Consider the following 13,667-nt stretch of genomic DNA (forward strand, 5'->3'; position numbering starts at 1 on the left):
CACACCCGTTCCCATACCGAACACGGAAGTTAAGCTCTTTAGCGCCGATGGTAGTTGGGGGCTTCCCCCTGTGAGAGTAGGACGTCGCTAGGCAATTGTAACCGCTGAGATATATCTCGGCGGTTTTTATTTTTGTCTGTCTTTGTAAGCATAGAAAATGGTAAGATTAAATGGAAAGATTGGACAAGGGGGATGAAATAAAGTGGCAACAGGACTATATACTAGTGAAGCAATTAATATACAGAGGGAAAAGTTAGAGAGCTTTATTCAAAATAGAGAAAAGTGGGCTGTTTTAATACCAGGTTATTTGCATCATGAATTGCTAAATGAAAATAATATGATTTGGGTCTTTCAAGGTGACTTCGGCATCATTCAAAAAGCTGTGAAAGTGGAACTTCAAATGAAATCTTTAGAGCCGCATCAAGTCTTATTTGATTTAGTTGGCTTATCAGATCCGATAAATGGTGATGGCTTATTTGAAATTAAACAGCATCAAGATGAATCACTCCAACTTACAGGTAGCTTAACAATGAAGGCCAGTGGTTTTTTATCGGGAATGATGAATCCGGTATTAGAAAAATTTGTTCCACAATTGGTGGAGCAACTCGTTCGACAAATGGCAGTGACGGTAGCAAAAGAATAAAAGTTTCATTTATAAAGGGTGGAGAGCCGATTATTGCAGAAGGGGCGATGGTCGGTTTTTTTAATAGTAAGGCATTATATTGAAAAATTATAATTTTACCTGTAAATATAGAGCATCTTGCTGAGAGATGACTTTTTTATCGCGTTATAATCTCGTATAATTAGGTGAGAATATAACGAAAATGGGTGTTTGTTTTGCAAAAGAAAAAGCCGATTATAGAGGGATTAGAACGTTTTCGACAACAACAAAATATTTCTTTTCATGTCCCAGGCCATAAGCATGGCGAACTGTCTCACCTTCCACAAGCATTTAAGGATGTTATGCGTTATGATGTAACAGAATTATCGGGGCTGGATGATTTGCATTATCCTGAGGAAATGATCTTAGAAGCAGAACATTTATTAGCTGATACATACGGAGCGATGAAAAGTTTCTTTTTGGTTGGTGGTTCTACTGTTGGAAATTTAGCAATGATTTATGCTACTTGTCAAAAAGGTGATACTATTATTGTTCAAAGGAATGCACATAAATCTATTTTTCATGCCATCGAACTTGTTGGAGCCAAGCCTATTTTCGTGTCACCAATATGGGATGAACGAACATTAACGGCAACACATGTTACTTTTCTAGATTTAAAGGAAGCTGTAGAAAATTATTCAGAGGCGAAAGCAGTTGTATTAACATATCCTACTTATTATGGGGTAACCTCTAATGAGATACAGCAACAAATTACTTATTGCCATGAAAAGGGGATCCCTGTATTGGTGGATGAAGCACACGGCGCTCACTTTCAGGCATGTTCCTTATTTCAACCGTCTGCTTTGTCCCTTGGGGCTGATGTTGTCGTACAATCAGCGCACAAAACACTACCTGCAATGACGATGGCTTCCTTTATGCACGTGAGGTCGGAGTTAATAGGCGCTGACAAAATCCATCACTATTTACGTATGCTACAATCTAGTAGCCCATCTTATGTGCTATTAGCGTCTCTAGATGATGCTCGCTATTATGTACAGACATATATGGAGAGTGATGGTGCATATATAATAGAAAAAAGGAATCAATGGATTGAAGCTCTACGATCGATAGGCTCTTTGGATGTAATTGAGGTAGATGATCCTCTCAAATTACTTTTACGTGTCAAAGGTTATAGTGGCTTTCAATTACAAGAGGCACTAGAGGCAAAGCAAGTCTATGGGGAGCTTGCTGATAGGAATCAAGTTTTATTCATATTACCATTACTCAAGCAAGGACATACCTATCCATTTGCTGAAATAAGAGTGCGAATAAAGGAAGCCGTAACATTGCTATTAGAAGCAGCAAAGACAGATAACATCAAGGCTTCTCAAACAGCTTATAAGTTTGTACAACTGACAGAGCCTGTTTATACTTTCGATGAGATGGCATCTTTAAATAAAGAATGGTTACCATATATGCGAACTATAGGACGAATATCAGCAAGTATGATTATTCCTTATCCACCTGGCATTCCATTGCTAGTACCAGGTGAAAGAATAACAGTAGCAAAATTAAGTCAATTAGAAGAACTGCTAGCAGCAGGTGCAACATTTCAAGGTAATCACCGTTTAACAGAAAAAATGATTCAGGTCATTAAATAGTTGGAGGCAATTAACAGCATGAATAGCAATTTATTTATAACATTTGAAGGTCCAGAGGGAGCAGGGAAAACAACAGTCATTCAAAAGATAGCAGAGCGGTTAGCCGAAAAAAATATTGATGTTCTAGCTACAAGAGAGCCTGGTGGAATTGAAATTGCAGAAAAAATAAGAACCATTATTTTAAATCCTGCGCATACAGCAATGGATGAAAGAACAGAAGCGTTGTTATATGCTGCAGCAAGAAGCCAGCATTATTTTGAAAAGGTTCGACCTGCTTTAGATGCTGGGAAATTGGTGATATGTGATCGTTTTATCGATTCCTCTTTAGCTTATCAAGGTTATGCAAGAGGGATAGGTATTGATGAGGTGCTTTCTATTAATGAATTTGCTATCGGTAAGAAATTACCTGATATGACGATATTATTCGATATTGCACCAGAAGTAGGTTTAGCTCGTATTTATGCAACGGGTAATCGCGAAGTAAATCGTTTAGATGTTGAAAGTTTACCATTTCATCAAAAGGTGCATGAAGGATATTTACTACTCGTTGAGCGTTACCCAGAACGTATACGTATGGTGAATGCTGACCAAGATATTGATAGTGTTGTGGAAGAAGTATGGTCATTATTATTGAAAGCAATACAGTAAATGCATGAAGTTGTCTATAACAATGTGATATAATGATACTATCCATTATTTTATTTTCAGTTGGATTATTAATAGTGGAAGTATTAAAAGTTTATACATGCTAAAGTTTAGGAATAATATTGAAACCTATTTAGGTTAATTTTATAAAAGGGGTGAGTGCGAATGAAGTTAGTCGTAGCTGTAGTGCAAGATCAGGATAGCAGCCGCTTATCGAATGCTTTAACGAAAAATCAGTTTCGCGCAACTAAATTAGCGAGCACAGGAGGATTTTTACGTTCAGGAAATACGACGTTTCTTATAGGAACTGAAGACTCTCTCATACCCAAACTTTTAGATATTATTCGGGATAATTGTCGTGCTCGGGAGCAGATGGTTGCGCCAGTTTCTCCATTAGGAGGAAATGCTGATTCCTATATTCCTTACCCTGTGGAGGTTGAGGTAGGAGGAGCCACTGTCTTTGTTTTACCAATCGAGCAATTCCATCATTTTTAAAAAAAGGGCCTCCTTATAAATATTAGGGTTCACTGTTTAAAAGACAGAATCATGATTAGGATTTAACCAATTGTTATCCTAAGACAATCATGCAGAGGAGAATAGATAAAGATCGTGGGGGCGAAACAAGTTTGAAAATTAATCAAGATATACGCGTCGGGTTAAATACAAATCGCAAAGAGCCACTACAAAATAATAATCAAAATAACCGATTTGGAGATATGGTCGTCAAGCAAGGTACTAAGCTGCAAACTGAACAATTAACAAGATTGTTAGGAGATATATCTACTGCAGGTGACCGAGTTGCGAGATCCCGTAATTTACGAGAACTAGCTAGGTTTAAAATGCTAGTAAAACGATTTCTACAAGAGACAGTAGAACATGGTATGGAGTTAAAGCAATCGCATACTTGGAATCGTTTCGGTGAAGGAAGACGTTTAAAAATCATTGATACTATTGATACGCGTCTTGTCGAACTTGCACAGGATATTTTAGACGAAGAAAAAGAAGCGATTGACCTCCTTGATAAAATCGGTGAGATTAAAGGCTTACTAATTAACTTATATATGTAAAACCCGTGTCTCATTCTCCTATAGGCGCGGGCTTTTTTCGAATTTTACCTTCATTGAGTAGTAAACCCATGATCAATTAAATACCAAACAGGAGTTTAAATACCAATCATTCATTTTTGAGTCAAGAATATCTGCTAATTAAGAATGCGGTGTTTATCTGCCCAAATATGAGGAGACTTTGGCAATTTTACGCAAAAAGCAATCGCCAATAATGAACTACTGCAATGTTTCTATAGAAAGTTAGAAGTGGGAACAGTCCCACCCTTATAATAGAAACAGGAAGGAATTTTAAATATATGGCCAAGAATGTTGAAGAGCTATTCGTGCTACAACCAGTCGTAATGAAGCAACTTCAAACGATTTTTGACAAAAATAGATTAGCACATGCGTACATTTTCGATGGAGAAAAAGGGACAGGCAAAGCAGATATTATGCACTTTTTTGTCAAACTAATGCTGTGTGAGCACCCAAATGAAAATGTTCCATGTGAAACATGTCGAAATTGCAGACGTGTTGATTCGGGAAATCATCCTAATATTCATCAAATTTATCCAGAGGGTCAATTTATTAAGATTGACCAGATGCGAGAATTAATTGGTGAAATGAAAATGATGGGTGTAGAAGAGGGGCGCAAAATTTACGTTCTTCATCATGCAGATCGTCTCAATACTGCCTCTGCCAATATGATACTTAAATTTTTAGAGGAGCCGGATGGAGAGGTTACTGCTATTTTAATTACAGAGCAAATGCAATCCATACTACCAACAATTCGCTCTCGTTGCCAACACATAAAATTCCAAAAAATGCCCCGTCATGCTTTATTACAGCATTTACAGGGAAATAATATTTCGCACTCAATGGCTTCAACTGTAAGTATGATGACGAACGAGCTCGAAATGGCAATCTCTTTAGCAAGTGATGAGCAGTTTGCACTCGCTCGAAAAACAGTGTTAAAATTAGTAGAAGCTATTCGGCAAAATGTACATGAGGCTATGCTTATTGTACACGAGGAGTGGTTACCACACTTTAAAGAAAAAAGCGAAATGGAGCAAGCATTGGATTTACTACTATTTGCTTACCGTGATATAGTGTCAATAAAAGCTAATCCCGAGGCAGCTTGTACTTATCCAGACATGTTACCACTATTCAAAGAAATCGCGTTATATTCCACTTATGAGCAATTGTCTAAGCAAATGGAATCTATTTTACAGGCGCGTGCCTCTTTACAGCGTAACATGAATAGGACGTTATTGATGGAGCAGTTAATGCTAAATCTGCAGGAGGGATATACATTTGTATAATGTAGTAGGAGTCCGCTTTAAAAAAGCGGGTAAAATATATTATTTTGATCCAGCATCATTTCTATTAGAAGATAGTCAATATGTTATTGTTGAGACAGCACGAGGCGTTGAATATGGTAAAGTGGTTGTCCCTCAAAAAGTAGTAGGTGATAATGATGTTGTATTACCACTTAAACAAGTACTTCGACCAGCTGATGATCGTGATCGTATCCAAGTAGAAGAAAATGCGGCTGAGTCAAAACGAGCATTTGAACTTGCAAGTACTAAAATTATAGAACATAATCTAGAAATGAAGCTTGTAGATGTTGAGTATACATTTGATCGTAATAAAATCATTTTTTATTTTACAGCTGAAGGACGAGTTGACTTCAGGGATCTTGTAAAAGATTTAGCTTCGGTATTTAGAACACGTATAGAACTTCGCCAGATCGGTGTTCGTGATGAAGCAAAGTTATTAGGGGGCATTGGGCCTTGTGGTCGTATGCTATGTTGCTCCACATTTTTAGGAGATTTTGAGCCAGTTTCTATAAAAATGGCTAAAGATCAAAACTTATCTTTAAATCCTTCAAAAATATCAGGACTTTGCGGACGTTTAATGTGTTGTTTAAAGTATGAGAATGATGAGTATGAAGAGGCAAAAGAGGGTATGCCAGATTTAGGTGAAGTAGCTATGACACCAGATGGCCGCGGTAAAGTTGTAGGTTTAAATGTGCTGGAAAGACTTGTTCAAGTATATTTACAAGAGCAGGAGCGCACAGTTGAGTATACACTAGAAGAACTGCTAGCATGCGAAAAAAATCTTATATAAGATAGAGAATTTAACGAGGTGGCTTGGGTGAAGGACCGTAATTTCTTAGATACCGTTATGGAGTTCGAACAACAGCTCGAAGCAATGCAGGAGCAATTTGGTGCATTGAAACAATTTGTAGCGTTAATGATGGAAGAGCATAAGGCACTTGAAACAGAAAATCATCATCTTCGCACACGTCTAGAAGAACTACTTTCTAATACACACTCCGTACAAGCTGCTGAAGTAAAGAAAGAGAGTCCGCTAGATATAGGTGAAGGTTATGATAACCTAGCTCGTCTATACCAGGAAGGTTTCCATGTTTGTCATGTTCATTTTGGAAGCTCCCGTAAAGGTGAAGATTGTCTGTTTTGTCTATCATTTTTAAATAAACAACATGTATAATAGAAGGCTGATTCCCACCGAGGTGGTATCAGTCTTTTCTTTTGTAGCATAGGAGGAATTAGCATGGAAAAATGGCTAAAAGATGATGAACGTCTAGACTATTTGTTGGCTGAGAATTTACGTATTATTCAAAGTCCATCTGTCTTTTCATTCTCATTGGATGCAGTATTACTTTCAAAGTTTGTCAATATTCCTTATCATAAAGGAAATATTGTGGATTTATGTTCGGGAAATGGCGTAATCCCTCTCTTTTTAAGTGTACGAACGAAAGGTCAAATAACAGGAGTTGAGCTTCAGCCACGTCTGTTGGATATGGCAGAGAGAAGTATTCGCTATAATCAATTAGAGAATCAAATTCAAATGATTCTTGGAGATGTGAAAGAAATTCCGAAACAACTGGGCATTGAAAAATACGATGTCGTTACGTGCAATCCCCCTTATTTTTTAGCACATGAAGCAAGTGATAAAAATCTTAGTGAACATCATGCCATTGCGCGACATGAACTCTATTTAACATTAGAAGAGGCGATTCAATCAGCAAGTAAATTATTAAAGCAAGGTGGTAAGGCAGCATTTGTGCATCGACCAGGTCGATTATTAGATATAGTCACTGCCATGCGTGCAAATCGTTTAGAGCCAAAAAGAATGCAGCTTATTTATCCGAAAGAAGGAAAAGAGGCGAATACATTATTAATAGAAGGAATAAAGGATGGAAAGCCTGATTTGAAAATATTACCACCATTGTATGTCTATAAAAACAATAATGAATACACAGCAGAAGTGAGAGAGATTCTTTATGGAAAAGAGCAATAATCACTATTTTTATGTGCTAGAATGTGCGGATCAATCGTTGTACGCAGGCTATACAAATAATTTAGAAAAGCGTGTAGCTGTACATAATGCTGGTAAAGGGGCAAAATATACAAGAGCTAGAGGGCCAGTAAAGTGTATTTATAAGGAAGAGTATGAAACGAAAGAAGAGGCAATGCGCGCCGAATATGCTTTTAAGCAACTTACAAGAACACAAAAAATAATGTATATAAGGAGGGGTGAATCGTGAAATCACAAAAAAGTACAATACACGATCAGACAGGATGTTTATATCTTGTAGGGACACCTATTGGAAATTTAGAGGATATTAGTGTGCGAGCGCTCCGTATTCTAAAAGAAGTGGATATTATTGCAGCCGAAGATACTAGAAATACCAGAAAATTATGCAACTACTTTGAAATCGAAACACCTTTAATGAGCTATCATGAACATAATCTAGCAGTAGGTGGGGAAAAATTATTAACTTTCCTACAGGAAGGGAAGACCATTGCATTAGTGAGTGATGCAGGTTTGCCTTGTATTTCTGATCCTGGTGCAGATATAGTTGAAAAAGCAATTGCTCAAAACTTTCCGGTTGTGCCTATACCAGGTCCAAATGCAGCAATAACAGCATTAATTGCTTCTGGATTAACGCCACAGCCATTTTTCTTTTATGGATTTTTGAATCGTGGAAAAAAAGAACGTCGCCAGCAATTAGAACTGTTAAAAAAACGACAAGAAACGATTTTGTTATATGAAGCACCTCATCGAATAAAGGAAACATTAAAAGATATGGAAGCTATTCTCGGAAATCGTCGTATTGTTTTAGCGCGAGAGCTGACTAAGAAATTCGAGGAATTTTTGCGTGGTACTCTAGCAGAAGCTGTAGAATGGTCGCAAACAGAAGAAATACGTGGGGAATTTTGTATTGTCATTGAGGGGAATCAGCAAGTAGAAGAGGAAGATTCTGAAGAGGCTTATTGGCATACACTGTCTATTATCGAACACGTGGATTATATCATTGAACAAACGGATGTAAGTTCTAAAGAAGCCATTAAAGAAGTAGCCAAACAACGGCAACTTGCGAAGCGAGATGTCTATAACGAATATCATAAACAATGACGATCAAGAGTTACCTTTGGGTAGCTCTTGATTTTTTAATTTGATAACAAATGTAAATAATAGTAATCTTAAAGATAAAGGTCAGATCTGGACATTATAAGGGGGTCAGAATTTGGGTATAGTAAATAATATATACGTTTACATTAAAAACACCTAAATCACTGTATTGATTTAGGTGTGTAAACATTATTTTTTTAAGTTTGATTGAATTTCTTTTACTAACATTTCTGCGCCTTCTGGACTTAAAATTAATTTGCCTCCAACTAGACGGAAGTTATCATCAGAAACTTCACCAGTAACAGCACATGTCATATTAGGCATATATTTTTTTAAGATGATTTTATCATCATCCACATAGATTTCTAAAGCATCCTTTTCAGCAATACCTAGTGTACGACGTAATTCGATAGGTATAACTACACGTCCTAACTCATCGACTTTACGTACAATTCCTGTTGATTTCATAATAGTTTTCCTCCTAATTTATATAAGTTATATTGGCATTTCGTCAAATTTCGACATTATTTCTTTGTCTGATAGTTATCATACCAAGTAATGCCATAAACGTCAATTAATTAATGCACTAATATTATGGTTTTAAAAAAAATTTTTTGAGAAGAATGCTGTTATTTCTGTTTTTTTAAAAGGTTTTTAATAAATATTTTTGATTATAGTAAAAAAGGTTCTTATTTAAGTCAGTAAATGGATTAAATATATTATTCGACAATTTTCGCGAATGATAAACTTTCATTGAAACGAATTTCGTACTTCGTTAGAATAGAAAGTATATTGTAAAACAATGGAGGCAGTTCTTGTGAGTGAACAAAAGAAAACATTCTATATAACAACACCCATTTACTATCCAAGTGGGAAGTTTCATATTGGTACGGCATATACAACGGTTGCATCAGATGCGATAGCACGCTATAAACGTTTACGTGGCTATGATGTTCGTTTTTTGACAGGGATGGACGAGCATGGACAAAAAATTCAAGAAAAGGCAGCAGAAGCTGGCAAGCATCCTCAAGATTATGTCAATGAAATTGCAGAGTCTGCGAAAAAGCTTTGGGCGTTAATGGATATTACTTACGATGATTTTATACAAACAACGCAAGAACGACATACAAAAGCTGTCGAAAAGATATTCCAAAAGTTTTTAGATAATGGTGATATTTATAAAGGTGAATATGAAGGCTGGTATTGTACACCATGTGAGTCATTCTTTACAGAGACTCAATTAGTAGATGGGAATTGTCCAGACTGTGGTCGACCTGTTCACAAAGTAAAAGAGGAATCGTACTTCTTTAATATGAAGAAATACGCTGATCGTTTATTAGCTTATTATGAAGAAAACCTTGAATTTATTGAACCAGAGTCTCGAAAAAATGAAATGATCAATAACTTTATTAAACCAGGATTAGAAGATTTATCAGTATCGAGAACATCCTTTGACTGGGGCATCAAAGTACCTGGGGATGCTAAACATGTTATCTATGTATGGGTAGACGCATTAACGAATTATATTACATCTCTAGGGTATCTTTCAGATGATGAAACATTGTTCAATAAATATTGGCCAGCAGATGTGCATGTAGTAGGAAAAGATATCGTTCGCTTCCATACGATTTATTGGCCAATTTTCTTAATGGCTTTAGATTTACCATTACCGAAAAAGGTTTTTGCACATGGTTTTATTATGATGAAAGACGGGAAAATGTCTAAATCTAAAGGTAATGTCATTTATCCAGAAATGTTAATTGAGCGTTATGGTCTTGATGCGACACGATATTTCCTTTTACGTGAATTACCTTTCGGTTCTGATGGTGTATTCTCACCAGAATCATTTATTGAACGAACAAATTTTGATCTTGCAAATGATTTAGGAAATTTATTAAACCGTACTATTTCAATGATTAACAAATATTTTGATGGGATTATTCCTTCAGAGAATCTTCAATCGACAGAATTTGATGCTGCATTAAAAGAGCAGGCTGAGTCAGTACGTATTAAATATGAAGAAAGTATGGAAAAAATGCAATTTAGTGTGGTATTAGCAGACCTATGGACATTAGTATCACGTACGAATAAATATATAGATGAAACACAACCATGGGTATTAGCAAAAGAAGAGGCGGATAAACCAAAATTAGGTACAGTAATGCGAAATTTGGCAGAGAGTTTACACCAAATTGCTGTCATGTTACAACCATTTATGACAACAACGCCTAAACGTATGATGGAACAGCTTGGTTTAGATGACAAATTCTTAGCATGGGATACAATTGAAACATTCGGCAATACTATTCCAGCAAACATTAAAGTGGTAGAAAAAGGGATACCTATTTTCCCTCGCTTGGAAAGCGAAGTTGAAATTGCTTATATTCGTGAAGAAATGCGTGGTTCAGTAAAAACCTCACAAGAAGAAGAAGTTAATAGTGGGACAAAGAGTGATGAGAATCCAGAAATTCCTGAAATTACTATTGACGATTTCATGAAAATTGATTTGCGTGTTGCGACTGTAACTGCATGTGAAACGGTCCCAAAAGCTGATAAATTATTAAAGCTTCAGGTGGATCTAGGATATGAGCAACGTCAAGTAGTTTCAGGCATTGCGAAATTTTATTCCCCAGATGAATTAATTGGTCAAAAAGTGATTGTGGTAGCAAATTTAAAGCCAGTTAAATTACGTGGTGAATTATCACAAGGTATGATCCTAGCTGGTGAAAAAGATGGGATTTTGAAATTAGCATCTGTAGATTCAAAACTTGAAAATGGTGCAAAAGTAAAGTAACAAACGAAGAATGGCCTGCTGAATAGATATTATTCAGCAGGCTTTTCAAATCGGTCAGTTGAATTCGCCTTATTGTTATTTCAAAATAATTTATTAGCTGTAAAAATAATGGTTTTTTAGGCATATAGAACCAATGCGAGCTTTGTCGATTAAGTGGAATGTCACAATCCCGAATGGTTTGTAACAAATTTGTAATGCTTACGAAAAATATGAAATAATAAATTTTAATAAAATCATTGTTAGGAGAATGAAGATGTTTATTGATACACATGTACATTTAAACGCAGATCAATACGAGGAAGACCTTCAAGAGGTAATCAATAGAGCCCTAGAAGCTAAAGTAGAAAAAATGGTGGTTATAGGTTTTGATCGTAAAACCATTGAAAGAACTATGGAGCTGATAGAGCAATATGATTTTATTTACGGTGTTATTGGTTGGCATCCAGTAGACGCCATTGATTGCACTCAGGAAGATTTAGAGTGGATTGAGGAATTAGCAGCACATCCAAAAATAGTCGGTATTGGTGAAACTGGTTTGGACTACTATTGGGATAAATCACCAAAGGATGTTCAACAGGTAATTTTCCGCAAACAAATACAGTTAGCGCAAAAGATAAATTTACCAATTATTATTCATAATAGGGATGCAACAGGGGATGTTGTAAAAATTTTACGTGAAGAAAATGCAGCATCTGTAGGAGGTGTGATGCACTGCTTTAGTGGGAGTGTAGAAACAGCACGGGAATGTATTGCTATGAATTTTATGATTAGTCTTGGGGGTCCCGTGACATTCAAAAATGCACGATTGCCAAAAGAAGTGGCTACGGAGATTCCTCTTGAGCACTTGATGATTGAAACAGATGCCCCTTATTTAGCGCCACATCCTTATCGTGGAAAGCGCAATGAACCCGCTTTTGTGCCTTTAGTGGCAGAAGAAATTGCACGTTTGAAAGGGTTGACTATCGAGGAAATTGCACAAGCAACTACCGACAATGCGAAAAATTTTTTTGGGATTGACAGTTAACTAGCTAAGATGCCTCCAATACAGGGTTTCTGGTTGGCAAAGACGAAAAAGTCAATTTTCAGAGAAATACTTTCGGGTTGACAGTGCCAAAACTAGTCCGTATAATCCAACCTTGTATTAAGGAGGCGTTTTTTCATGTCAAATAATTCCATGAAAAACTTGTTCTTAGGATCATTGAGGAGTAAGCAAACAGTGATAAGAATTATTTCACTTGTCCTGTTTGTATCTGTAATCTCTTTCGTGCTTTATCAAGGTACGAAAAAAGCCGTAAAGCTTGAAGCAAATGGAGAAACAATCGAAGTATCCACACATGCCAAAACTGTAGAACAATTATTACAAGATCAAAATATAGATGTAGCAGAGCATGACAAAATATCACCCTCTCTGAACACCAAAATTGTTAATGGCTTAGCAATTCAATGGGAACAGGCAAAAGAAGTAACAATTTCAGTTGATGGAAATCAGTCAAAAGTATGGACAACTGAAACACTAGTGAAAGACATTTTGAAGGAAGCGAATATTGAAGTATCTAAACATGACACTTTAGCACAAGGTCTAGATACTGAACTAGGCGCAGAAAACAAAATCGATATTCAAAGAGCGTTTCAATTAACGCTTGTCGATGGCGTAAACAAAAGACAAGTATGGTCCACTTCGACTACGGTCGCTAACTTTTTAAAACAACAAGGAATTCAGTTAAATGAATTCGATCGTGTCGAAAATAACCTGGAGGACGTTATTACTCCGGCGAGTAAAATCACAGTAGTTCGCGTAGAAAAGGTTATCGATGTAGTGGAAGACTCTTTAGATTTCGCAGTTGAAAAGAAGCGAGATGCTTCATTGCAAAAGGGGAAAGAAAAGGTAGTGGCAACAGGCGAGAAAGGTTCGGTTTCTCGTACGTATGAGGTTGTCAAAGAAAATGGGAAGGTTGTAGCGAAAAATCTACAATCTGAGGCAGTTTTAAAAGAGCCAAAAAAACAAGTAGTTGCAGTTGGAACTAAAACTGTAGTTGCAAGCGCGGCAACTGTATCACGTGGTTCTGCAGAGCCTGCAAGCGGTAAGGAGTTCTATGTAACCGCAACAGCCTATACACCATATTGCAACGGTTGCTCTGGTACATCAGCAACTGGTATAAACTTACGTTCAAATTCTAACTTGAAGGTGGTAGCAGTTGACCCTTCTGTTATTAAGCTAGGCTCAAAAGTTTGGGTTGAAGGGTATGGGACAGCTATTGCTGGAGATACTGGTGGTGCAATTAAGGGTAATAAGATCGATATACTTGTACAAACAGATGCCCAAGCACGTAACTGGGGACGTAAAAAAGTGCGTATTAAAGTATTAAATTAAAAAAATTGTAAAATAAATCAAAATGTTTTTCACTAAGGGCTTTCCTGTTTTGACTGGCGGGGAAGCTTCTTTTTTTATTTTTAGTGCCCAAGCAGTGGTATAAGTA

At 36.6% G+C, this 13,667-nt stretch carries 15 protein-coding genes and 1 rRNA gene; 15 read left to right on the forward strand and 1 reads right to left on the reverse strand.

What is annotated here, in order from left to right:
* The 12 genes from rrf to rsmI form a co-directional block, all read left to right on the forward strand.
* Positions 1 to 93, forward strand: a 5S ribosomal RNA gene (gene rrf, locus ACOZBY_RS21095); the annotation flags it as partial.
* 109 nt (positions 94 to 202) lie between these two features.
* Entirely contained in the window at positions 203 to 643 is a 441-nt protein-coding gene (locus ACOZBY_RS21100) for an SRPBCC family protein (protein ID WP_012291858.1), read from the forward strand.
* Between the two features lie 185 nt (positions 644 to 828).
* A complete protein-coding gene (locus ACOZBY_RS21105; RefSeq protein WP_036168042.1) occupies positions 829 to 2,262 on the forward strand; it encodes an aminotransferase class I/II-fold pyridoxal phosphate-dependent enzyme in 1,434 nt (477 codons plus the stop codon).
* Between the two features lie 18 nt (positions 2,263 to 2,280).
* The gene (gene tmk, locus ACOZBY_RS21110; RefSeq protein WP_031416090.1) at positions 2,281 to 2,910 is read left to right on the forward strand and encodes a dTMP kinase; all 630 of its coding nucleotides are present in this window, start codon (positions 2,281 to 2,283) and stop codon (positions 2,908 to 2,910) included.
* A gap of 162 nt (positions 2,911 to 3,072) precedes the next feature.
* Positions 3,073 to 3,402, forward strand: a complete 330-nt coding sequence (locus tag ACOZBY_RS21115) for a cyclic-di-AMP receptor (protein WP_004229230.1) — start codon at positions 3,073 to 3,075, stop codon at positions 3,400 to 3,402.
* Positions 3,403 to 3,533: 131 nt separating this feature from the next.
* Positions 3,534 to 3,974 carry a YaaR family protein gene (locus ACOZBY_RS21120; protein ID WP_025116337.1) on the forward strand — a complete coding sequence of 147 codons (441 nt, stop codon included), beginning with the start codon at positions 3,534 to 3,536 and terminating at the stop codon, positions 3,972 to 3,974.
* Between the two features lie 296 nt (positions 3,975 to 4,270).
* On the forward strand, positions 4,271 to 5,275 hold the full coding sequence (gene holB, locus ACOZBY_RS21125; protein WP_200990789.1) for a DNA polymerase III subunit delta': 1,005 nt from the start codon (positions 4,271 to 4,273) through the stop codon (positions 5,273 to 5,275).
* Positions 5,268 to 6,083: a PSP1 domain-containing protein gene (locus tag ACOZBY_RS21130; RefSeq protein ID WP_012291864.1), complete on the forward strand. Its 816-nt coding sequence runs from the start codon at positions 5,268 to 5,270 to the stop codon at positions 6,081 to 6,083. The genes holB and ACOZBY_RS21130 overlap by 8 nt, the downstream gene beginning before the upstream one ends.
* Positions 6,084 to 6,110: 27 nt before the next feature.
* On the forward strand, positions 6,111 to 6,467 hold the full coding sequence (gene yabA, locus ACOZBY_RS21135) for a DNA replication initiation control protein YabA (RefSeq protein WP_099806389.1): 357 nt from the start codon (positions 6,111 to 6,113) through the stop codon (positions 6,465 to 6,467).
* Positions 6,468 to 6,530: 63 nt separating this feature from the next.
* Positions 6,531 to 7,280 (forward strand): tRNA1(Val) (adenine(37)-N6)-methyltransferase, encoded by a 750-nt coding sequence (locus tag ACOZBY_RS21140; protein ID WP_012291866.1) that lies wholly within the window; start codon positions 6,531 to 6,533, stop codon positions 7,278 to 7,280.
* Positions 7,264 to 7,527, forward strand: coding sequence for a GIY-YIG nuclease family protein (locus ACOZBY_RS21145; protein ID WP_099806388.1), 264 nt, complete (start codon positions 7,264 to 7,266; stop codon positions 7,525 to 7,527). The genes ACOZBY_RS21140 and ACOZBY_RS21145 overlap by 17 nt, the downstream gene beginning before the upstream one ends.
* Entirely contained in the window at positions 7,524 to 8,399 is an 876-nt protein-coding gene (gene rsmI, locus ACOZBY_RS21150; RefSeq protein WP_198695909.1) for a 16S rRNA (cytidine(1402)-2'-O)-methyltransferase, read from the forward strand. The genes ACOZBY_RS21145 and rsmI overlap by 4 nt, the downstream gene beginning before the upstream one ends.
* Positions 8,400 to 8,585: 186 nt before the next feature.
* Here rsmI and ACOZBY_RS21155 read toward each other — a convergent pair whose 3' ends face one another.
* Positions 8,586 to 8,864 carry an AbrB/MazE/SpoVT family DNA-binding domain-containing protein gene (locus ACOZBY_RS21155; RefSeq protein WP_004229214.1) on the reverse strand — a complete coding sequence of 93 codons (279 nt, stop codon included), beginning with the start codon at positions 8,862 to 8,864 and terminating at the stop codon, positions 8,586 to 8,588.
* A 334-nt stretch (positions 8,865 to 9,198) separates the two neighbouring features.
* On the opposite strand from ACOZBY_RS21155, the gene metG reads away from it, so the two are divergent.
* The 3 genes from metG (at position 9,199) to ACOZBY_RS21170 (ending at position 13,561) form a co-directional block, all read left to right on the forward strand.
* Entirely contained in the window at positions 9,199 to 11,190 is a 1,992-nt protein-coding gene (gene metG / locus ACOZBY_RS21160; protein ID WP_012291870.1) for a methionine--tRNA ligase, read from the forward strand.
* A gap of 253 nt (positions 11,191 to 11,443) precedes the next feature.
* On the forward strand, positions 11,444 to 12,214 hold the full coding sequence (locus ACOZBY_RS21165; protein ID WP_099806386.1) for a TatD family hydrolase: 771 nt from the start codon (positions 11,444 to 11,446) through the stop codon (positions 12,212 to 12,214).
* Positions 12,215 to 12,349: 135 nt separating this feature from the next.
* The gene (locus tag ACOZBY_RS21170; RefSeq protein WP_031416099.1) at positions 12,350 to 13,561 is read left to right on the forward strand and encodes a G5 and 3D domain-containing protein; all 1,212 of its coding nucleotides are present in this window, start codon (positions 12,350 to 12,352) and stop codon (positions 13,559 to 13,561) included.
* Positions 13,562 to 13,667 lie beyond the last annotated feature (106 nt).

It is taken from the genome of Lysinibacillus sp. NPDC056220 (assembly GCF_049315265.1).
GTDB lineage: Bacteria > Bacillota > Bacilli > Bacillales_A > Planococcaceae > Lysinibacillus > Lysinibacillus pinottii.